The sequence below is a fragment of the Streptomyces sp. CB09001 genome (assembly GCF_003369795.1).
In the GTDB taxonomy this organism is placed as follows: Bacteria; Actinomycetota; Actinomycetes; order Streptomycetales; family Streptomycetaceae; genus Streptomyces.
The window spans coordinates 2,764,529-2,786,427 of sequence record NZ_CP026730.1; the positions used below are offsets into that span (position 1 = coordinate 2,764,529).

15 protein-coding genes and 1 pseudogene are annotated in these 21,899 nt (G+C 72.1%); 9 read left to right on the forward strand and 7 right to left on the reverse strand.

Annotated features, from left to right (window positions below):
- Positions 1-181: 181 nt before the first annotated feature.
- Positions 182-2,746, reverse strand: coding sequence for an FtsX-like permease family protein (locus C4J65_RS12750; protein ID WP_115742519.1), 2,565 nt, complete (start codon positions 2,744-2,746; stop codon positions 182-184).
- Positions 2,743-3,531 (reverse strand): ABC transporter ATP-binding protein, encoded by a 789-nt coding sequence (locus tag C4J65_RS12755; RefSeq protein ID WP_115742520.1) that lies wholly within the window; start codon positions 3,529-3,531, stop codon positions 2,743-2,745. The genes C4J65_RS12750 and C4J65_RS12755 overlap by 4 nt, the downstream gene beginning before the upstream one ends.
- Before the next feature lie 526 nt (positions 3,532-4,057).
- On the opposite strand from C4J65_RS12755, the gene C4J65_RS12760 reads away from it, so the two are divergent.
- Both C4J65_RS12760 and C4J65_RS12765 read left to right on the forward strand, forming a co-directional pair.
- Positions 4,058-4,534: a DUF485 domain-containing protein gene (locus tag C4J65_RS12760; protein ID WP_115742521.1), complete on the forward strand. Its 477-nt coding sequence runs from the start codon at positions 4,058-4,060 to the stop codon at positions 4,532-4,534.
- A 26-nt stretch (positions 4,535-4,560) separates the two neighbouring features.
- The gene (locus tag C4J65_RS12765) at positions 4,561-6,141 is read left to right on the forward strand and encodes a cation acetate symporter (RefSeq protein WP_115746422.1); all 1,581 of its coding nucleotides are present in this window, start codon (positions 4,561-4,563) and stop codon (positions 6,139-6,141) included.
- Positions 6,142-6,393: 252 nt separating this feature from the next.
- On the opposite strand, the gene C4J65_RS12770 is transcribed toward C4J65_RS12765, so the two are convergent.
- The 3 genes from C4J65_RS12770 to C4J65_RS12780 all read right to left on the reverse strand — a co-directional run bounded on the left by C4J65_RS12770 (position 6,394) and on the right by C4J65_RS12780 (position 11,192).
- On the reverse strand, positions 6,394-7,290 hold the full coding sequence (locus C4J65_RS12770) for a cellulose-binding protein (protein ID WP_115742522.1): 897 nt from the start codon (positions 7,288-7,290) through the stop codon (positions 6,394-6,396).
- Positions 7,291-7,480: 190 nt separating this feature from the next.
- A complete protein-coding gene (locus C4J65_RS12775) occupies positions 7,481-10,186 on the reverse strand; it encodes an SUKH-4 family immunity protein (protein WP_115742523.1) in 2,706 nt (901 codons plus the stop codon).
- 7 nt (positions 10,187-10,193) lie between these two features.
- A complete protein-coding gene (locus C4J65_RS12780; RefSeq protein ID WP_115742524.1) occupies positions 10,194-11,192 on the reverse strand; it encodes an SMI1/KNR4 family protein in 999 nt (332 codons plus the stop codon).
- A gap of 293 nt (positions 11,193-11,485) precedes the next feature.
- On the opposite strand from C4J65_RS12780, the gene C4J65_RS12785 reads away from it, so the two are divergent.
- Positions 11,486-12,016 carry a YwqJ-related putative deaminase gene (locus tag C4J65_RS12785; protein ID WP_115742525.1) on the forward strand — a complete coding sequence of 177 codons (531 nt, stop codon included), beginning with the start codon at positions 11,486-11,488 and terminating at the stop codon, positions 12,014-12,016.
- Positions 12,017-12,063: 47 nt separating this feature from the next.
- Positions 12,064-12,561, forward strand: a complete 498-nt coding sequence (locus tag C4J65_RS12790; protein WP_115742526.1) for an SUKH-3 domain-containing protein — start codon at positions 12,064-12,066, stop codon at positions 12,559-12,561.
- 21 nt (positions 12,562-12,582) lie between these two features.
- Here C4J65_RS12790 and C4J65_RS12795 read toward each other — a convergent pair whose 3' ends face one another.
- A complete protein-coding gene (locus C4J65_RS12795; RefSeq protein ID WP_115742527.1) occupies positions 12,583-13,902 on the reverse strand; it encodes a histidine kinase in 1,320 nt (439 codons plus the stop codon).
- Between the two features lie 401 nt (positions 13,903-14,303).
- On the opposite strand from C4J65_RS12795, the gene glmU reads away from it, so the two are divergent.
- The 5 genes and pseudogenes from glmU to C4J65_RS12820 all read left to right on the forward strand — a co-directional run bounded on the left by glmU (position 14,304) and on the right by C4J65_RS12820 (position 18,937).
- Positions 14,304-15,752: a bifunctional UDP-N-acetylglucosamine diphosphorylase/glucosamine-1-phosphate N-acetyltransferase GlmU gene (gene glmU, locus C4J65_RS12800; RefSeq protein ID WP_115742528.1), complete on the forward strand. Its 1,449-nt coding sequence runs from the start codon at positions 14,304-14,306 to the stop codon at positions 15,750-15,752.
- Between the two features lie 131 nt (positions 15,753-15,883).
- Positions 15,884-16,858 carry a ribose-phosphate diphosphokinase gene (locus C4J65_RS12805; RefSeq protein ID WP_115742529.1) on the forward strand — a complete coding sequence of 325 codons (975 nt, stop codon included), beginning with the start codon at positions 15,884-15,886 and terminating at the stop codon, positions 16,856-16,858.
- Between the two features lie 212 nt (positions 16,859-17,070).
- Positions 17,071-17,667 (forward strand): 50S ribosomal protein L25/general stress protein Ctc, encoded by a 597-nt coding sequence (locus C4J65_RS12810; protein WP_115742530.1) that lies wholly within the window; start codon positions 17,071-17,073, stop codon positions 17,665-17,667.
- 106 nt (positions 17,668-17,773) lie between these two features.
- On the forward strand, positions 17,774-18,376 hold the full coding sequence (gene pth / locus C4J65_RS12815; protein WP_115742531.1) for an aminoacyl-tRNA hydrolase: 603 nt from the start codon (positions 17,774-17,776) through the stop codon (positions 18,374-18,376).
- Between the two features lie 52 nt (positions 18,377-18,428).
- Positions 18,429-18,937 (forward strand): annotated as a pseudogene (locus tag C4J65_RS12820) (hypothetical protein).
- Positions 18,938-19,053: 116 nt separating this feature from the next.
- Here C4J65_RS12820 and ppc read toward each other — a convergent pair.
- Entirely contained in the window at positions 19,054-21,801 is a 2,748-nt protein-coding gene (ppc, locus tag C4J65_RS12825; protein ID WP_115742532.1) for a phosphoenolpyruvate carboxylase, read from the reverse strand.
- Positions 21,802-21,899 lie beyond the last annotated feature (98 nt).

Below are 21,899 nucleotides of genomic sequence, written 5' to 3' on the forward strand. Positions count from 1 at the left end.
GCGCGGGCGGGGCTCACGGCGGGACTCGCCGGGGGGAGGACTCTCGCGGGGGGACTCGCGGGACAGGCGGAGGCGGCTGTCCGGTTCCGCGCCGCAAAAGGCCCGGCGCCTCCGCCCCCTGGGACGTCGGCGCCGGGCCCTCCCCCGCAACCCCCGTGTGCGGTGGCTGTCGGGTCGGGTGCTACTCCGTCGCGATGGCGTTCAGGACGTTCATCCGGCCCGCCCGGAAGGCCGGGACCAGCGCGGCGAACAGGCCCACGAAGGCCGAGCCGATGAAGACCCCGATGATCGTCGGCCAGGGGATGTCCAGGACGTTCAGGCCCTCCAGGGCGAGCAGCTTCTGGGCGGTGGCGCCCCAGCCCATGCCCAGGCCGAGGCCGAGCAGGGCACCGAAGAGGGCGATGACCACGGACTCCATGCGGATCATGCGACGCAGCTGGCGGCGGGAGAGGCCGATGGCCCGCATCAGGCCGATCTCCCGGGTCCGCTCGACCACCGACAGCGCCAGGGTGTTCACCACACCGAGGACGGCGACGATGATCGCCAGGGCGAGCAGGCCGTAGACCATGTTCAGCAGCTGGCCGATCTGGTCCTTCAGCTCCTGCTTGTAGTCGGTCTGGTCGGCCACCTGGTACTGCGGGTAGGCGTCCAGCGACTTCTTCAGCGCGGCGTACGCCTGGTCGGCCTGGCCGTCCTTCGCCTTGGCGAACATGATCATGTTCGGCGGGACGTTCTCGGCCGGCAGGTACTTCTCCATCGTCTCGATGCTGATGTACCGGGCGCCCTGGTCGATGGCCACGTCGTCGCTGGTGATCGCGGCGACCTTGAGCTTCGCGGTCTCGCCGCCCTCGAAGGCGACGGAGACGGTGTCGCCGACGTGCACGCCGTGCTTCTCGGCGTAGTCCGAGCCGACCGACATGGCGTCCGTGCCGTAGGCGGCGGAGAGCTTGCCCTCGGTCGTCGCGCGGCGCACGTCCTCGGCGTAGGTGGGGTCGGCGGCCGTGACGCCGTCGTCGTCCGTCCTGCCGTCGGGGGAGGTCAGCGTGGCGTCGAGCACCTTGTAGCGGGTGACGTGTTCCAGGCCGGGGGTGTCGGTCATGGCCTTCTCGGCCTGCGGCACGATCCGCTGGTTGCCCTGGACGATGAAGTCCGCGCCGACCGTCTTGTCCAGCTCGCTGGTGGCCGAGGCGACCATGGAGGAACCGACGACGGAGAGGCAGGCGACCAGGGCGAGGCCGATCATCAGGGCGGCGGCGGTGGCACCGGTTCGGCGCGGGTTGCGCAGGGCGTTGCGCTCGGCCAGGCGGCCCACGGGACCGAAGGCGCGCAGCAGCACCGCGCTGATCACCCGCACCACGAACCCGGCCAGCAGCGGGCCGATGACGACGAAGCCGATGAGGGAGAGCACGATGCCCGCGCCGAGCATCATCGAGCCGTCGCTCGCCTTGTCGGCGGAGGCGGCCGTGAGCAGGGCGGCGACGCCGGAGCCGGTGAGCACCAGGCCGATCAGGCCGCGTATCCAGCCCGCCTTGGCGTCGGCCGGGGTACCGGCGTCGCGCAGGGCGGCCATCGGGGAGATCTTCCCGGCCCGGCGGGCCGGCAGGTAGGCGGCCAGGACGGTGACGACGACGCCGAGGATCAGGCCGGTCACCGGGGTCGCCGTCTTGATGGTGAGGTCGTCGGTGGACAGGTTCATGCCCGCCGCCGACATCAGCTTCATCAGGCCGATGGCGATGCCGACACCGGCCGCGACACCGAGGACCGAGCCGACGACGCCGAGGAGGAGCGCCTCGACCAGCACCGAGCGGTTGACCTGCCGGCGGGAGGAACCGATGGCCCGCATCAGGCCGATCTCGCGGGTGCGCTGGGCGACCAGCATGGAGAAGGTGTTGATGATCAGGAAGATGCCGACCAGGAACGCGATCCCGGCGAAGCCGAGCATGGCGTACTTGATGACGTCCATGAACTCGCCGACGTCCGCGCGTCCTTCGTCGGACGCCTCCTTGGCCGTCTGGACCTTGAACGTGTCCCCCAGGGCGCCGGACACGTTCTGCTTGAGCTGCGCGTCGGTGACACCGGCGGCGGCGGTGACGTTGAACTGGCTGAACCGGTCCGCGCCGCCGAGCAGTTCACGCTGCGCGGTGGCGGTGTCGAAGTAGAGGACCGCGGCACCGGGGTTGGTCACGGTGAAGGAGGCGATGCCGACGATCTTCGCCTTGAAGTCGCCGGTCTGCGCGATGGTGCGCAGCTCGTCGCCCATCTTCAGGTCGTGCTTGTCGGCGGTGTCGGAGTCGACCATCGTCTCGGTCGGGCCGCGCGGGGCGTGGCCCGAGGTGATCTCCATGGACCGCAGGTCGTTCTTGGTCCAGTTCCCGGCGATGGTGGGGGCGCCGCTGGTGGCCCCCACGTTGTCGTTGTCGGAGTTGACGACCGTCACGTTCATCGAGGAGACCGCGCCCTCGACGGACTCCACGCCGTCGACCGAACGGATCTTCTCCAGCGTCGACGCCGGCAGCGACTCGGGCACCCCGTTCTGCGGGGTGTCCTCGGCCTCGACGTCCTTCGGGGCCACCGACACGTCCGAGGAGGTGACCGCGAAGAGCTTGTCGAAGGTGGTGTTCATCGTGTCGGTGAACACCAGGGTGCCGCACACGAACGCCACCGACAGCAGCACCGCCACCGCCGAGAGCGCCATGCGGCCCTTGTGCGCGAAGAAGTTGCGCATCGAGGTCTTCACGACGGTCATGACGTGCGCCCCCGGGCGTCGAAGTCCTTCATGCGGTCCAGCACGGCCTCCGCGGTGGGCTTGTACATCTCGTCCACGATCCGGCCGTCGGCGAGGTACAGCACCCGGTCCGCGTAGCTGGCGGCCACCGGGTCGTGGGTGACCATCACGATGGTCTGGCCCAGCTCGGTGACCGACCGGCGCAGGAAGCCGAGTACTTCGGCGCCCGCGCGCGAGTCCAGGTTTCCGGTCGGCTCGTCACCGAAGATGATCTCGGGCTGGGCGGCCAGGGCCCGGGCCACGGCGACCCGCTGCTGCTGGCCGCCGGAGAGCTGGGTGGGCCGGTGCTTGAGCCGCCCGGCGAGCCCCACGGTCTCCACGACGCGGTCCAGCCACGCGCGGTCGTACTTCCGGCCGGCGATGTCCATGGGCAGCGTGATGTTCTCGATCGCGTTGAGCGTCGGGAGCAGGTTGAACGCCTGGAAGATGAAGCCGATCCGGTCCCGGCGCAGCTGCGTGAGCTTCTTGTCCTTCAGGCCGGTGATCTCGGTCTCGTCGAGGTAGATCCGCCCGCCGGTGACGGTGTCCAGGCCGGCCAGGCAGTGCATCAGCGTGGACTTGCCGGACCCCGAGGGGCCCATGATCGCGGTGAACTGGCCGCGCGCGATGTCCACGTCCACGTGGTCGAGGGCGACCACCCGGGTCTCGCCCGATCCATAGGCCTTCACGACCTGCCGCGCTCGCGCGGCAACGGCCGTACGCCCTCCAGTGCTCCCGTGCGTGGGAATACTTACGGCCGATGTCATGTCAAATCTCCTATGTCGGTCATCGAGTGAGCCACCGGTGCCGGGCGCGACGTCCGTGCCGCCGCGCATGCGCCTCGCTGCTGTCTCGAAGAGTCTGTCCGGAACCGGGGGCCGGCCGCGCTGGTGTTCAGCGCAGTCTTTTACTGAGGAAAACCCCACCCCCGTGGGTCCGGTTCACCGCCCCCCAGCGGCGTAAAGCCAGATTAAGGACGACACCGGGCCCGTCTCGTCCTCCGTCGGTACGAACCCGCCCCGACCCGTAGTACGGAGGTACCCCTAGGGGCAGTCCACCCTTCGGTGGAGCGGGTCTCGGGGTCGCTCTCCACCCTGAGACGCATCGAGTGTCCACCCTCACGCGGCGTCAGGAGCAAGCGAGCGCCGCGTGAACAGGGCCGCGGTCACATACCGACCGACCAGTTCGCCCAAAAGGCAGCGTGCTGCCCAACTCGCGAGTAACGTGCCTGGCTCCCGCCCCCCACCTCCTGCGGTCCACCGCTCGGACCCTAGCCGCGCAAGGAGAACCGGGATGTCCTACGACCCGTCCCCGTCGTACCCGCACCGCCCGCCACCACCCTCGCCCCCGTACACCCCGTACACCCCGTACCCGTCGTACACCCCGTACCCGTCGTACACCCCGCCCCCCTCGTACCCCCCGCACCTCGACCCCGCGGCCCAGCGCGCTCCCCGCCGCGATCCGCTGGGACACCACAGCGATCTGCGGATCCTGCGCAGCGCCTACCGCCGGCAGCGGCGCACCGCCACCTTCGCCGCGCTCGGCTACTTCACCCTCTTCCTGCTCCTGTCCGCGTACGCGCCCGGCCTGATGACCGGCACCGCCGTCGGCGGGCTGCCCACCGGACTGCTGCTCGCGCTGGCCCAGCTCCCCGTCACCTGGCTGGCGATCGCGCTGTACGAGTACACCGCCCGACGCCGCGTCGACCCGCTCGCGGACCGCATCCGCAAGGAGTCCGAGCTGGACGCGCGACGGGAGGCGGGACGGTGACGGAGTTCAGCGGCAACGCCCAGACGATGTCCCTGGTCGGCTTCACCGCCGTCGCCACCGTCACGCTGCTGCTGTGCGTGATGACCGGCCCCGACCGGGACGACCTCGACGAGTTCTACACCGGGTACGGCTCCCTGTCCCCCATGCGCAACGGCCTCGCGATCGCCGGCGACTACATCTCGGCGGCGTCCGTGCTCGGCACCGGCGGCGTCGTCGCCCTCTTCGGCCACGACGGCGTCGTACTGGCGCTCAGCACCGCGCTGTCCCTGATGCTGCTGATGTTCTTGCTGGCCGAACCTCTGCGCAACGCGGGCCGGTTCACGATGGGCGACGCGCTCGCCCGCCGGATGCCGGGGCGCGCCGTCCGCATGACGGCCTGCGCCGTGACTCTCGCGGCGCTGCTGCCGCTGATGCTGGTGCAGCTCGCGGGCACCGGCCAACTGCTCGCCTTCGTCCTCGGCTTCTCCGGCGCTTCCCTGCAGACCGGCTGCATCGTCGGCCTGGGCGCCCTGATGATCAGTTACGCGGCGATCGGCGGGATGAAGGGCACCGCCCTCATCCAGATCCTCAAGATCGTGATGCTGCTCGGCTCGGGCCTCGTCGTCGCCGCGCTGATCCTGCACCGCTTCGACTGGGACCCGGCCGCGCTGTTCGACGCGGCGGCGGACAACAGCGGCGTGGGGTCGGCGTTCCTGAACTCCGGCCTCCAGTTCGCGGGCGGCCCCCACCCGGACGCGGACATGATCTCCGCGCAGCTCACCGTCGTCCTCGGCGGCGCCTGCCTCCCGCACGTCACCATGCGCATGTACACCGCCTCCTCGGCCCGCCAGGTGCGCCGTTCGATGTCCTGGGCGGTGTCCGGCGTGGCGTTGTTCGTGCTGGTCGTCACGGTGATCGGCTTCGGCGCGACGGCGCTGGTGGGGCGCGCGGCCGTCGCCGGGATCGACCCGCAGGGCAACACCGCCTACCTGCTGGGTTCGCAGGCGGCCTTCGGCGCGGAGGTGTCCACCGCGGAAACGTTCCTGTTCACGACCGTCACCACCGCCGTCTTCCTCACCCTGCTCGCCTCCGTCGGCGGCATGATCCTCGCCTGCGCCAACTCCCTGGCCCACGACGTCTTCGCCGCCCGTGTGCGGGAGATGTCACCGCGCCGCGAGATGACCCTCGCCCGCGTCTCCGCCCTTGCCGTCGGCATCCCGGCGATCGTCCTGGCCACCCTCGTCCAGCACCGCAGTCTCCAGCCGCTGGTGACCCTGTCCTTCTGCCTGGGCGCCTCGGCCATCGCGCCCGCCCTGGTCTACGGCCTCTTCTGGCGCCGCTACACGCGCGCCGGGCTGCTCAGCACCCTGATCGGGGGCTCGCTGGCCGTGCTGCTGCTGATGCCGGGCACCAACCTGGTCTCCGGCTCACCGGTGTCCGCCTTCCCCGAGGCCGACTTCAACTGGTTCCCGTTCACCACGACGGGCGTGGTCTCCATCCCGCTGGGCTTCGCCTGCGGCTGGCTCGGCACGATGCTCTCCGGCCGGCGCAGGGCGCAGGAACAGCGCCGGCAGTACGAGGCGGTGGAGGGCTGGATCCTGGCCGGCGCGGTACGCAGGGGGGAATGACGGCGCGGCAGACAGCGGGACTCGGCGCGCAGCACCCGGAGGGCTCACGGCGCGCGTCACGTGGAAGGCTCACGGCGCGCCGCACCCGGAAAACTCACGGCGCGCGTCACGTGGAAAGCTCACAGCGCGGCACGTGGAAGGCTCCCGGCGCGCCGCACCCGGAAGGCTCACGGCGCGGCACGTGGAAGACTCACGGCGCGCCGCACCCGGAAAGCTCACAGCGCCGCACCCGGAAGGCTCACGGCGCGGGCGTCAGTCCACCTCCACCGCGCGCCCCGTCAGCGCGTGGAGGCTGCTGCGGACTGAGGCCATGTGGGCCTGCAACTCGTCCCACCGCTCCCCGTGCTCGCGCAGCACCCGTTCCGTGTCGCGGGCGATGCGCTCGCGACGCGCCCGGGCCTCGGCGACCACCTCGGCCGCCCGGTCCCGGGCCTCCTCCTGCCGCCGCCCGGCCGCCTCCCCGGCGCCGGCCAGCTCCTGCTCCGCCTCGCGCACTCCCTGCTCCGCGCGTGCCACCAGCTCCGCGTGGTGGGCGTCCAGGGCTCGCACGCGCTCCTCCTCGGCACGCTCGGCGGCGGCCCACCGCTCGGCCAGTTCCCCACGCTGCCCCTCGGCCGTGTCGGCGGTGCGCCTGCGCATCTCGCGCAGCGCGGACAGTGCCTGCGCGCGCGCCTCCTTCACCTCGCGCCGCGCGCCGATCCGCGCCTCGTCCGCCTCCGCGCGCGCCGCGAGCAGCAGGTGCCGGGCCCGTTCGTCGGCCTCGGCCCGTACGGCGTCGGCGTGGGCCCGGGCCGCCTCCCGCACGCCGTCCGCGTATGCCCGCGCGTCCTCCATCAGCCGCTGCGCGGCACCGCGCGCCCGCTCGCGCACCGCCGCCGCCTCCTCCTCGCCGAGCCGGAAGAGATCTCGCGCGCGCTCCCCCAGCACCTCGTAGTCCTGCGAAGTGAGCTGCGCGACCACTTCCTCCAGGTCTCCCAGGTCCTCTTCCATCTCCCTGGCCAGCACGGTGAGCCGGGCGGCCCGCTCCCAGGCCGCGTCACGCTCCTTCGAGAGGGCCGCGACACCCGCCTCCACCTGCTCGGGACGGTAACCGCGCTCACGTCCGCGCACGGTCGCGAAACCGTGGGGAGAGGCCGACGCACCGCTCATGCTCATCACCCCTGAATCACCCTTTGCGTTCCGCTTGTGGTGAATCTGCCGCATCATATGGACCTGACCGACTTTATGGACCAGACGTAACCCCACATAATCCGACACACCGCGCACAAACGGGCGGGGCCCGGTCGACTCACAGGTCGACCGGGCCCCGCCCGTCGGGTACGTCAGCGGCGCGGACGCCTCACAGCAGCCCGTCCCACATCTGCTCCAGCAGCACGGACCACCAGCTCTCCGGCGAACCCAGCGCCGCCGGGTCCAGCGCGGCCAACTGCGCCTGGAAGTCCACCGTCCAGCGGCCCGCCTGCTCCTGGTTCAGACCGAACCTGAGCCGCCACATCCGGCCCAGCAGCGCCAGGCAGCGCGCGAACTCGGGCAGCCCCGTGTTCACGAACTGCGGCGGCACGGGCGCCCCGCCCGGACCGGCCTCCACCGGGACCGCGACGATGGCCGCCGTGCCGTACTGCACACAGATCGCCCGGCCGAAGTCGCTGCCCACGACGAGGTACGACCCCGCGTCCGAGGCCGGCTGCACACCGCGCTCCGCGGCCAGCTCCGCCAGCGTCGGCACCGGTCGCCCCGGCTGGGCCTGGGCCCAGAAGAACGGCCCCATGTCCATCGGCAGCCCCGCGGCCACCAGCGTGTGTGCCACGACCGGCGGCACACCCTGCCGGGACACGGCGGCCTGCTCGAACCGGAAGACAGCCGGACCGAACGCGCCGGCCAGCTCCTGCCCGACCGCCTCCGGCGGAACCGGCGGCGCGGGCTGCACCTGCGGCAGCGGAGCGCGCACCGGCGCCGGACGCGCCGGGCCGTCGGCCACCTGGTGCAGCTCGCCCTGGTGCGCCAGCAGTTGCTGCATGCCCTGCTGCCGGCTCGCGTGGTCCAGGCCGTACGGCGCGATCGAGGTGATCCGCGCCTGCGGCCACTGCTCCCGGATCATCCGCGCGCAGTACGCGCCCGGCAGTTCGCACGACTCCAGCTCGGTGTGCAGCTCCAGCACCTGGTCCGGCGGCACGTTCATGGAGCGCAGCTCGTGGAACATCTGCCACTCCGGGTGCGGCGTACCCGGCGCGGAACGCCGGATCAGCTGCTGCTCGGAGCCGTCCTGGGCGCGGTAGCGCAGCACGGCCTGGTAGCCGGGCCCGACGATCGGCTGACCGGTGGGCTGCGGCGGATAGCCGTACGCCGGCGGCTGCCCCGGCACGGGCTGCCCGGGCGGCGGTACGGCACCGGGCGGGGGCGGTACGGCACCGGGCGGGGGCGGTACGGCACCGGGCGGGGGCGGCGGCGCGCCGATGCCGCCGGGACCGCCCAGGGAGGGCCCGGCCAGCACGGTCTGCGCGTGGTGCACGGCACCGCCCGCGCCTCCCGCGGAACCGGGCGCACCGGGCGCGGCCGGGGGAGGCGGCGGCGTACCGGGCCCGGAAGGCACACCCGGCGCACCCGGAGCACCGGGCGCCCCTGGAGCGGCCGGAGGCCCGGGCGGGCCCGGGGGGTTGGGCGGGCCAGGAGGCTGAGGGGCACCGCCGCCCGTCCGGCCCGGGTCGGCCAGCATCGTGGCGGCGTGGTGCATCCCGCCCGGCGGCGTCCCACCCGGCGTGTTGGGCGCGCTCGGCGCAGGCGGGGCCCCCGGAGCGCTCGGCGCAGGCGTCGCACCCGGTGCGGGCGGGGCGCCGGGAGCGCCGGGCGGAGGCGTCGCACCCGGGCCGCCCGGGCCCTCGGGACCGAGCGACGACACCAGCTGCGTCGGCACATAGCCGCCCGCCGGGCTGCCCGGCGCGGGCGTCCCCGACGGCGCCGCCGGCGTGCTCCCCGGTCGCGTGCCCGGCACCCCCGGGGCGCTCGGCGGAGGCGGCGTGGACGAGCCGGTGCCACGGCGCGGCGGAGGCGTCGCCTTGCTGGTCGCGGCATCGGCGATGTCACCGGTGCCCGGCGCGGGCGGCCGGGGCGGCGCGGCGGGCGTCCCGGGACCGGCGGGCGGCTGAACCGGGGGCGGGGTCGGGGCCGCGGGCGGCGGTGTGCCCGCACCGCCGGGCGCGCCCGGCGCGTTCGGGTCGCCGATCGCCGGCGAGAGCGCCGTCGGGGGAAGCCGGCTGCCGCCCGACATCAGCGCCGTCTTGGCGTCCGACGTCGTCGAGGGCGGCGGTGTGTCGTCGTCGACGCCGCTCAACGGCGGCGCGAACACGGTCTGGGGCAGCGGTACGGAACGGTCCTCACCGGCGTCCGCGTTGGTGTCCGTCCCGGCCCAGGGCGTCGCCCCGGCGGGCGCACCCGGCGTACCCGGGGCATGCGGCGCACCCGGGACACCAAACGCGCCGGAGCCACCGGCGGACGACCCGGAGCCCGCGGCCGGCCACCCCGCGCCGCTCCCCGACGCCCCCTCCGCGGGGGCCGACGCCGCGGGAGCCGACGGCACGCCGGCCTGCGTCTGCGGAAGCGCGCCACCGGTGCCACCCGCGCTGCCCGCGCCCCCGGTGTCACCGCCCTCGCCGTCGCCCCGCCGGCGATCCGGAATGCCGATCCGGTCCGCCGCCTCCTGCAACCACTCCGGCGGACTCAGCAGGAAGGACGTCTGGTTCAGGTCCACCCGTGCCGCGGGCGCCGCGGCCGGTGCCTGCGCCTCCTCCGGACGGCCGTACTCCTCCTCGTACCGGCGGATCACCTCGCCCACCGGAAGCGAGGGCCACAGCGTCGCCTCGCCGCTGTCCCGGGCGATCACCAACCGCTGCGCACCCCCGTCCGAACGGGGGCCGTCCGCACGGTCCTCGGCCCACACCACGAACCCGAGGTCGAACTCACGCACCCGTACCTCGCGGTGCTGGTACGCCGGCAGTTCGCCGTTGACCCACTCCTCCGCGCGCTCCTGCGCCTGCGCGAACGTCACCATCGTCAGCTCACTCCCCCACCGAAGACGCCGCCGTCACGGGCACCGCACGCGCGAAACCGCCGTCCACCATCAGGTTCGCCACCGTCTCCAGTTCCGGCGGGGAGCCCGCCAGGCGTGACAGGAACGCGTCGAAGTCCGCACCGCAGGGCAGCAGCAGCCGCTCCACGCGATCCGCCGGCGGCCACGACGGGTCCACGTCCCGCACGTCGTCGTAGGCGCAGAACCAGACCGAACCGATCCGCTCGCCCTTCACCTTCACGGCGAGCAGACCGCCCTGGACGAACGCGACGCCCAGGTAGTCCTTCGTCAGATGGTCCCGCAGACACTTGTTGACGTAGACCAGGTCGTTGACCGCCGCCTCCTCACGCACGGTGAAGAACGGCTGGTCCACCAGCAGCCCCAGCTCCGCGTCGAGCGCCGTACCCGCCGGCGCACAACCGCCGGCCGCCTTGAGGAACGACCGGTAGGCGCCCGGCAGCCGGTACCCGAGGTCCTCCTCGACGCCCTGCACCTGCTGCTCCGTTACGGCCACGCCCGACTTCGGCAGACCGAAGTGCACGGGACGCGTCTCCTGCAGCGGCCGGGTGCCGCGCTTGCCCTGGTCCACCACCGCCGTCGAGATCCCGCCGTGGTGGCGCAGCAGCGCCTTCACCTCGACCGGGACCAGCTCCATGCGCCGCGAACCGGCCACGTGGTGCCACGTCCAGCCGTGCGGCGTCGCCACCGCGGGCACCGTGTCCCACAGCTCGTGCCCCGAGGCCGACAGGGCCGCGTTCGCCGACACGTAGTCCGTGAGCCGCAACTCGTCGACCCCGAACCCCTCCGGCGGGTCCGCGATCTCCGCGACCGCACGGGCGTACGGCGAGAAGACGGGGTAACCACCCGCGTCCACCCGTACCCCTCTCGGGTGACGGGCCGCCCGCACCGGATCCGGGAAATGCACGACCTGCCCGGCATAGGCCGCGTTCGGCGGCGCGGCTGCTTGCCCGAGCCGACCTGTCGTCATGGCGGTTGCCCCCTGCGGCGTCTGTCTGCTGCCAGATCTGTCTGATCTGCCTGCACTGTCTGGATGCACCGCGTGCGAGCGCGGTGCCGACAGCCTATGCGGTACGGCGAGAGGGGTCACCGGCGCCGGACCCCGCACCCGGCACGCGGGACCTCCACTTCCGTGACCAGCCGTCACCCTCCCGTGACACACCGCCCATACCCGGGCGTGTCACCCCGCCCCAGCTTCCGCAGCAGCCCCGGGATTTGGCACTCTGTGACCTTCGGGGGGATGCTCAGGAGGGGAAGACGATCATGAGTGCGACACAAGCGGGACCCGACACCGGGCGGTCCGACGACCCCCGTGGCGGCGACCCGCGCATCGGCTGGAGCAGCACCGACGCCCTCCAGACCCCCGCTCTCCGGCACCGTCGCGACGGCATACTCCCGACCGTCGCCGCCGCCCTCTCCGTACGCGGCACCACCCTCACCGGCACCGCGACGCGCGCCGACACGCCGCCGGCCCTGCACCACCTCGTGCAGGACTTCCTCGACACCCTCACCAGCGGCCAACGAGACCGTTACACCGGCCGCTGCGCCGAGACCATCCTCATCTCACGGCACCTGGCCACCGCCGACGCCGCCCGCAGCAAGCGCGCCGCACGAAAACCCATGACCAACGGCGAAGCCCGCAAGGCACTCAAACACGCCAAGCTCACCACCCGCCGCATCCGCGAGGACGGCGACCCCCTCCACGGCGCCTTCGCCGCACCGTGCCGCGCCTGCACCGCCCTCAGCGCACACTTCGGCGTCCGCGTCGTCGACCCCGCGACGGAGAAGGACTGACAGAGCAGACCGAGCCGAACCAGCCGACCGAGACGAACCAAGGGCCGATGCAAGCCGACCGCACCTCCACCACCCGCTTCCCCGTCCCCGTGGACGCCGCACTGCGCGACGCCGGCTGGCAGCCGGGACGCTGGGACATCAAGCAGGCCGAGATCTGGGCCGACACCCTGCGCGAACACACCTCGCCCGCGGGACACCGCCACACCGTCTTCCCCGCCGCCGTGGAGGCCTGGGCCGAATTCGGCGGCCTGCACCTCACGCCCACCGGACCCGGCCGCCAGATCGCCCCCGCCACCCTGCACCTGGACCCCCTGCACGGGCTCCACATGGCCCGCACCCTCGGCGACCTCGGCCGCGCCCTCGACACCCAGACCTGCCCGCTCGGCACCGAGACCGACAGCCAGGCCCTCGTCGCCATCGACGCCGAAGGCCGCGTCTACGCCCTGGACCACACCGGCGACTGGTACCTCGGCCCCGACATCGACTCCGCCCTCGCCACCCTTGTCGCCGGGACCCAGCCGGCCCGCCTCACCACGACCGGCTGACCCGGGGCGCGACCAGGGCGGCTACGACGCCGGAATCACCGCCGACACCCGGAAACCCCCGGCGTCGGTCGGCCCGGACACGAACACGCCCCCCAGCGCGGCCACCCGCTCCTTCATACCCACCAGCCCGTTGCCCCCCGACGGCAACCGCGCCGACGACGCCGCCGAGGCCTCCGGCGGCGGCTCGTTCTCCACCTGCATCGCGATCTCCGACACCCGATGCGCCAGCCGCACATGGGTCTTCGCACCCGCCGCGTGCTTGTGCACGTTCGTCAGGGCCTCCTGCACCACCCGGAACGCCGTCGACTCCACCTCCGCGGCATACGGACGCTCGGCCCCCTCCACGGACAGGTTCACGACCATCCCGGCCGCCTCCGACTGCCCGATCAACTCGTCCAGCTCCGACAGGCACGGCCCGTCCGAGGACGACTCCCCGTCCTCCGCCGCCCGCGACGCCGCCGCCGCCGCGGCCACCCCCACCGCGGCCAGCGGCACCGACGCCCGCTCGGCCCGCGCACCGTCCCCGCCGCTGCGCAGCACGCCGAGCATCTCCCGCAGCTCCGTCAGCGCCTGCCGCCCCATGTCCCCCACCAGGGCCGCGTTCTTCACCGCCTTCTCCGGATCCTTGCGGGCGACCGCCTGGAGCGCGGCGGCATGCACCACCATCAGACTCACCCGGTGCGCGACCACGTCGTGCATCTCCCGCGCGATCCGCGTCCGCTCCTCGCCCCGCGCCCACTCCGCGCGCTCCTCGGCCCGCTCGGCGAGCAACTGCAGCTCGCGCTCCAGACTGTCCGCCCGCTCCCGCAGGCTCTCCATCAGCCGGCGCCGCTGCCCGACGTACAGGCCGAGCAGCAACGGCGGAGCGGTCATCCCCAGCGACGTCGCGATCGACGCGAACGGAAGGAACCAGTCCCCCAGCTCCAGTCCGTCCCGCGCCATGTCCTGCCCCAGCCGCACGAACGTGACGACCAGCGTCCCCAGGAACGTCATCCCGGCCAGGGCCCCGATGATCCGCCGCGGCAACTCCGACGCCGCCAGCGTGTACAGGCCGACGACGCCCATCAGGAAGCCCATCTGGGCCGGCGTGATGGCGAGCGCCACCAGCACCACCGCGATCGGCCACTTCCGCCGCACCACCAGCACCGAACCGGCCAGCAGCCCGAAAACGACCCCCATCGCCAACGGGATCCCGGCGTCCCGCGCGAACGGAACCCCCTCCGCCGCACACTCCAGCGCGGACACGGCACCGAGGCTCACATCGAGCACCGCACCGCGCCGCCTGTCCCACCACCAAGGCCCACCCCGGGCCGGTACGTGGTCTTCCCCCGTCGTGGTCATGCCTCCAGCCTACGGGCGCGGGGCGCCCCTTTTCCGGTGACTTTCGACAAACGATACGACGCGATATCCCGCGAGGCCCCGAGCGTCGCCGCCGACCGGTGGACGAGGGGATTCGGGCGGCGAGTTGTACCGTCGCACGGAAGGCAGTCGGTACGGCATAGTGTGGGGTGCCGCCTCGGCGAGCTGACGGAATGTCCGGTTCGGTCGAGTTCCATCCCCCATGGTGTAATCAGGCAGCACTGAGGGTTTTGGTCCCTTAAGTTCAGGTTCAAATCCTGATGGGGGAGCTGTTGCCTCCGGGCCCTGACATCACTGTCGGGGCCCGCACTCATGTCCCCCACGAACCACCCCGGTATCCTGCGGATGTCCACCCCCACCCCCTCAAAGCCGAAGGGCATTCCGTGAGCGCCATTCGCCCGGCAGCCGTCGTCGTTCTCGCAGCGGGTGAGGGCACCCGTATGAAGTCGGCCACACCCAAGGTCCTGCACGAGCTGTGCGGCCGGTCCCTCGTGGGGCACGTGCTCGCCGCCGCCGGTGAGCTGGACCCCGAGAACCTGGTCGCCGTCGTCGGGCACGCCCGCGAGAAGGTCACCGCGCACCTCGCCGAGGTCGCCCCCGACGTACGCACCGCCGTCCAGGAGCAGCAGAACGGCACCGGGCACGCCGTGCGGATGGGTCTGGAGGCGCTGGGCGGTGCCGTGGACGGGGTCGTCGTGGTGGTCTGCGGCGACACTCCGCTGCTGACCGGCGAGACGCTCAGGTCGCTCGCCGCCACGCACACCTCCGACGGGAACGCCGTCACCGTGCTGACGGCCGAGGTGCCGGACGCGACGGGGTACGGGCGGATCGTGCGGGACGGGGCCTCGGGTGCCGTCACGGCGATCGTCGAGCACAAGGACGCCTCGGAGTCGCAGCGGGCGATCCGTGAGATCAACTCGGGCGTCTTCGCCTTCGACGGGCAGCTGCTCGCGGACGCCCTGGGCAAGGTGCGGACGGACAACAGCCAGGGCGAGGAGTACCTGACGGACGTGCTCGGGATCCTGCGCGAGGCGGGCCACCGGGTCGGCGCGTCGGTCGCCGGGGACCACCGGGAGATCGCGGGGATCAACAACCGCGTGCAGCTCGCCGAGGCGCGTCGGATCCTCAACGACCGGTTGCTGACCGGGGCGATGCTGGCCGGCGTGACGGTGGTGGACCCGGCGACGACGTGGGTCGACGTGACGGTGACGTTCGAGCAGGACGCGATCGTGCACCCGGGTACGCAGCTGCACGGCGCCACGCATCTCGCCGAGGGCTGCGAGGTCGGGCCGAACACGCGGCTCACCGACACGCGGGTGGAGGCCGGGGCGCGGGTGGACAACACGGTCGCCTACAGCGCGCACGTGGGTCCGCAGGCCTCGGTCGGTCCGTACGCGTATCTGCGGCCCGGCACCCGGCTCGGCCTGAAGTCGAAGATCGGTACGTTCGTCGAGGCGAAGAACGCGTCGATCGGTGAGGGGACCAAGGTCCCGCACCTCTCGTACATGGGTGACGCGACGGTCGGCGACTTCACGAACATCGGTGCCGCGAGTGTGTTCGTGAACTACGACGGGCAGGACAAGCACCACACGACGATCGGCTCGCACTGTCGTACGGGTTCGGACAACATGTTTGTGGCTCCCGTCACGGTCGGGGACGGTGCCTACACCGCCGCCGGCTCGGTGATCACGAAGGATGTGCCCCCCGGTTCACTGGCCGTGGCCCGTGGCCAGCAGCGGAATATCGAGGGTTGGGTGGCCCGGAAGCGTCCGGGGAGCGCGGCGGCGAAGGCGGCCGAGGCGGTGTCCCGCGAAGCGGTCGGCGAAGACTGACCGGAAACCGGCGCGTCGAACACGGCGTACCGTGATAAGTGCACATCCGCACCCCACCAGCTGAGACGCCCCCGCGGCCAGTCGGGAGAGCGCCCATGAGCTCAGCTGCGAACCTCTGAGGAGAAAGTGCTGTGACCGGGATCAAGACGACCGGCGAGAAGAAGATGATGCTCTTCTCCGGCCGCGCACACCCCGAGCTTGCCGAGGAGGTCGCCCAGCAGCTGGGGGTCGGGGTCGTCCCGACGAAGGCCTTCGACTTCGCGAACGGTGAGATCTATGTGCGCTATCAGGAGTCGGCGCGCGGTGCGGACTGCTTCCTGATCCAGAGCCACACGGCTCCGATCAACAAGTGGATCATGGAGCAGCTGATCATGATCGACGCGCTGAAGCGTGCGTCGGCCCGCTCCATCACGGTCATCGTGCCGTTCTACGGTTACGCCCGGCAGGACAAGAAGCACCGTGGACGTGAACCGATCTCGGCGCGTCTGATCGCGGACCTGATGAAGACCGCGGGTGCGGACCGGATTCTGACGGTGGACCTGCACACGGACCAGATCCAGGGCTTCTTCGACGGCCCGGTGGACCACCTGTTCGCGCTGCCGCTGCTCGCCGACTACGTGGGCGCGAAGGTGGACCGTTCGAAGCTGACGGTGGTCTCGCCGGACGCAGGCCGGGTACGGGTCGCGGACCGCTGGTGCGACCGTCTGGGCGCGCCGCTGGCGATCGTGCACAAGCGGCGCGACAAGGACGTGGCGAACCAGGTCACGGTGCACGAGGTCGTGGGTGACGTGAAGGGGCGCATCTGCGTCCTGGTCGACGACATGATCGACACGGGCGGCACCATCTGTGCCGCGGCGGACGCGCTGTTCGCGCACGGTGCGGAGGACGTCATCGTGACGGCGACCCACGGTGTGCTGTCGGGTCCGGCGGCGGACCGGCTGAAGAACTCGAAGGTGAGCGAGTTCGTGTTCACGGACACGCTGCCGTCGGCGAGCGAGCTGGAACTGGACAAGATCACGGTGCTGTCGATCGCGCCGACGATCGCGCGCGCGGTGCGCGAGGTGTTCGAGGACGGTTCGGTGACGAGCCTGTTCGACGAGCAGTGAGCGTTCTGCAGTAACCGTTCTGCAGGCGCCGCCCTCGTCTGTTGATCGTTTTGGGTACGGCCTCCCTCTCCGAGTAGACTGCTGAAGTTGCTCGGCGAGGGAGGCCGTACCCGTGTTCGCGGGTGTGGCGCTCCGTTATCGACGCGCTCTTCGTAGCAGGCCGTTCGTGGCCGGGTGACCACGTCCGTTTCTGATTTCCACGAGGAGTGATCATGGCCGAGGTGAAGCTCACCGTCGAGTCCCGTACCGAGTTCGGTAAGGGTGCCGCGCGTCGTATCCGTCGGGACAACAAGGTCCCCGGCGTTCTGTACGGCCACGGTTCGGACCCGCTGCACCTGACCCTGCCGGGTCACGAGCTGCTGATGGCGCTGCGTACGTCGAACGTGCTGATCGCGCTGGACATCGACGGCAAGACCAACGAGCTGGCGATCCCGAAGTCGGTCCAGCGTGACCCGATCAAGGGCTTCCTGGAGCACGTCGACCTGCAGCTGGTGAAGCGCGGCGAGACCGTGTCGGTCGAGATCCCGGTGCAGGCCGAGGGCGAGCTGGCCCCGGGCGGGTTCCTGCTGGAGTACGTCCTGGACGCGCTGCCGGTCGAGGCCGAGGCCACGCACATCCCGCAGCAGGTCACCGTGTCGGTGGCGGGCCTGGAGGCCGGTGCCTCGATCCACGCCAAGGACATCGCGCTGCCGTCCGGCGTGAAGCTGGACGTGGACGGCGACACCGTGGTGCTGCAGGTCCTGTCCGCGCAGGCGGAGGAGGCCCCGGCCGAGGGTGAGGGCGAGGGCGAGGCGGCCGCGGAGGCCTGATCCTCCCCGACGGTCATCGTGTGGTCGGCCGCTGTTCCCGTGCGGGGCAGCGGCCGACGCGTATGTGTGGACGGGTACGGACGGGTACGAGGGACACGAAGGAGACATGGACGTGACGACGGACGCGGGCGCTCCGTGGCTGGTGGCCGGCCTCGGCAATCCCGGCCCCGAGTACGCCTCGAACCGGCACAACGTCGGCTTCATGGTGGCGGACCTGCTGGCGGAGCGGATCGGGGCGCGCTTCAAGCGGCACGGCAAGGCGCAGGCGCAGGTGGTCGAGGGGCGGATCGGTCCGCCGGGGCCGGCAGGCCGGCGGGTGATCCTGGCGAAGCCGATGTCGTTCATGAACGTGTCGGGCGGCCCGGTGACGGCGCTGCGGGACTTCTACAAGGTCCCGGTCGGCAACATCGTGGCGGTGCACGACGAGTTGGACATCGACTACGGCGTCCTGCGGCTGAAGCTGGGCGGCGGGGACAACGGGCACAACGGGCTGAAGTCGATCACGAAGTCGCTGGGCCCGGACTACCACCGGGCGCGGTTCGGGATCGGGCGGCCGCCGGGTCGGATGCCGGTGGCCGATTTCGTGCTGCGGGACTTCTCCTCGACGGAGCGCAAGGAGCTGGACTACTTCGTCGACCGGGCGGCGGACGCGGTGGAGGCCCTGGTGATCGAAGGGCTCGAGCGGGCGCAGAGCGCGTACAACTCCTGACTTGTCGACCGATGGTGCGCAGGCGAGTTGACCGAGCGCACGGACATGGCCAATGATCCCGGCCATGCCTGCCTCTGCCGCCGCCGCCCGTCCCCGTCAGGCCTCGTCCGCAGTGCTGCGGTTCGGCCGGGTCGCGTCGATGGGTGCGGTCGCGGCGCTGATCCTGATCGCGGGTGTGTGGGCGTCCTGGGGCACGGCGCAGCACGTGCTGCTGACCAAGGGGCGGGAGCGGGGCACGGTCGAGGTGACGCGGTGCGCCGACGGTACGTGCAGCGGTCCGTACTCGCCGGTGTCGGCGGGGTCGCAGGCGCGGGAGCGGGTCGTCATCGAGGACTCGGTCGCGGTGGCGAAGGGCCGGACGTACTCGGTGGTGGTGAAGCCCGCCGGCGACGAGGTGGTGCGGTCGGGGCCGGCGGGGGTGCTGTACGCGTGGGTGCCGTTGGGTGGGGCGTTGTTGCTTGCGTCGGTGGTCGTGGCCGGGGGGCTGCGGCGGACTCGGGTGGCGTGGGGATGGCGGGGGCGGGGGTTGTGCTGCTGACGGCGGCGTTCTTCGCGGTGTGAGGTTTTCGGGTACGACGTGAGGTGCCCCCGGGCTCTTGTACGAGCTCGGGGGCACCGGCGTTTTCCCGTGCGGGGCGTCGGGGCGGCACGGCTGCCCGCAGCTACGGAGCGGCCTGTCAGCCCGTGTTGCGGAGGCCCGCTGCCACGCCGTTGACGGTGAGGAGGAGGGCTCGGGCGAGGAGGGGGTCCGGGTCCTCGTTGGCGGCGGCGGCCTCGCGCTGGCGGCCGAGGAGGGCGACCTGGAGGTAGGAGATGGGGTCGAGGTAGGCGTCGCGGATGGTGAAGGTCTGCTTGAGGACCGGGTCGGCGTCCAGCAGCTCGCTCTCGCCGGTGACGCGCAGGACCTCGGCGACGGTGAGCTCGTGCTCGGCCTTGATGGTGTCGAAGACGTGCTTGAGCTCGTCCGGCACCAGGGTGTCGACGTAGTGCTGGGCGATGCGCAGGTCGGTCTTGGCGAGGGTCATCTCGACGTTGGAGATGAAGTTGCGGAAGAAGTGCCACTGCTGGTGCATCTCGTCGAGCACGGTGTCCCCTTCTTGCCGCAGGCCTGCCTCGCGCAGCGCCTTGAGGCCGGAGCCGACGCCGTACCAGCCGGGGACGATCTGCCGGGACTGGGTCCAGCCGAACACCCACGGGATGGCGCGCAGTCCGTCGAGCGAGACGCCCGAGCCGGGGCGGCGGGAGGGCCGCGAGCCCAGGTGCAGGTCGGCGAGCTGGTCCACCGGCGTGGAGGCCAGGAAGTAGGTCGGCAGGTCGGGGTCCTCGACCAGGTGCCGGTAGGCGGTGTGGGCGGCGTCGGAGACGACGTCCATCGCTGCGTCCCAGCGGGCGAGGGCCTCGTCGGACTGGCGGGGCGCGGTGTGCAGGGCGGAGGCCTGGAGGGTGGCCGCGACGGTCAGCTCCAGGTTCTCCCGGGCGAGGGCCGGGATGAGGTACTTGTCGGAGATGACCTCGCCCTGCTCGGTGACCTTGATCTCGCCCTCCAGGGTGCCCCAGGGCTGGGCGAGGATCGCGTCGTGGGTGGGGCCGCCGCCGCGGCCGACGGTGCCGCCGCGGCCGTGGAAGAGGCGCAGGCGTACGCCGTAGCGGTGGGCGACGTCGCGCAGCCGGCGCTGGGCGCGGTGGATCTCCCACTGGCTGGTGGTGATGCCGCCGAACTTGGAGGAGTCGGAGTAGCCGAGCATGACCTCCTGGACGTCGCCGCGCAGGGCGACCAGGCGCCGGTAGGAGGGGTCGGCGAGGAGGTCCTCCAGGATGGTGTCGGCGGCCTTCAGCTCGTCGGTGGTCTCCAGGAGCGGCACGATGCCGATCTTGGCCCAGCCCGCGTGCAGGTCGATCAGTCCGGCCTCGCGGGCCAGCACCGCCGCGGCGAAGACGTCGTCGGCGCCCTGGCACATGGAGATGATGTAGGACTCGATGACCTCGGGGCCGAAGACCTCCAGGGCGCGGCGGACGGTCTGGAAGACGCCGAGGGTCTTCTCGCCGGGCGCGTCGACGGGGGCCGGGCTGGGGGCCAGCGGCCTGCGGGAGCGCAGCTCCTTGGCGAGGAGCTTGGTGCGGTACTCGCGGGGCATGTCGGCGTAGCGCCAGGACTCCTCGCCGAGCCGGTCGAAGAGCTGGCCGAGGGCGTGGTGGTGGGCGTCGGCGTGCTCGCGGACGTCCATGGTGGCGAGCTGGAGGCCGAAGGCGGCCAGGGTGCGGATGGTGCGGGCGAGGCGCCCGTCGGCGAAGAGGCTGCCGCGGTGCTCGCGCAGGGAGGTCTGGACGATGCGCAGGTCGTCGATGAGCTGGGCGGTGCCGAGGTAGTCGCGGCCGTCCTCGTGGGGGGTGCCCTTGGCGAGGCGCTGCTTGGTGTTCTCCAGCTTCTGGCGGATGCAGGTGGCCTTGAGCCGGTAGGGCTCCTCGGCGTTCAGCCGCTTGTAGCGGGGGCTGATCTCGGGGAGCCGCTCCAGGTCTGCCCGGAGCGAGGCCAGCAGTTCCTCCGTCGCACCGGCGTACCGGATGGAGTTGGACAGGAAGCCGCGCAGCTCGTCGATCATCTCCAGCGCGTCGTTGATGCCGTGCTCGTGCTGGAGGATGAGGACGTCCCAGGTCACCTGGGGGGTGACGTTGGGGTTGCCGTCGCGGTCGCCGCCGATCCAGGTGCCGAAGGTGAGCGGGCGGGTGTCGTCCGGGAGCTGGACGCCGGCCCGCTCCAGCTCCGCCGTCAGGTCCTCCAGGACGTCGCCGACGGCGCCCGCGTGCAGCTCGTCGAGGTAGTAGATGGCGTTGCGGGCCTCGTCGGCGGGCTCGGGGCGGACGACGCGCAGCTCGTCGGTCTGCCAGACGAGGTCGATGTTCTCGGCGAGGCGGGTGTCCAGCCGGCGCCGGTCCGACTCGTTGACCGGGGTGTCCAGGAGGGCCGCGATACGGCGCAGCTTGTTCAGGACGGAGCGGCGGGCGGCCTCGGTGGGGTGCGCGGTGAAGACGGGGCGCACGTTGAGGTTGCGGACCGTCTCGCGCAGGTGCTCGGGGTCGGCGTCCTTCAGCCGGTCGGCGGTACGGGCGAGCAGTCCGCCCTCGGCGGCGCGCTTGGCGCCCAGCTCGCGGCCGCGGTGGACCTGCTCGGTGACGTTGGCGAGGTGGAAGTAGGTGGAGAAGGCGCGGACGAGCTTGGCGGCGGTCTCCAGTTCGGTGCCGCGCAGCAGTTCGGCGGCGGCCTCGCCGTCCTCTCGGGTGAGTCGGCGTACCTTCTCGACGAGTTCCAGCAGTTCGGGGCCCTCCTGCCGGACCAGGGTCTCCCCGAGGAGATCACCCAGCCGGCGGATGTCGGCGCGCAGCTCGCTGCTGGTCGTAGTGGTGGTCTGGTCGTCGGCACTGCTCACAGGTGCGGCTCCTTGCAGTGTTGAAGCTCGTCTGGGAGGGAACCCGGACGGCCGTCTCGCGCGGCGGGCGCCGCTTACCGGGCCGGACGTCCGGGAAG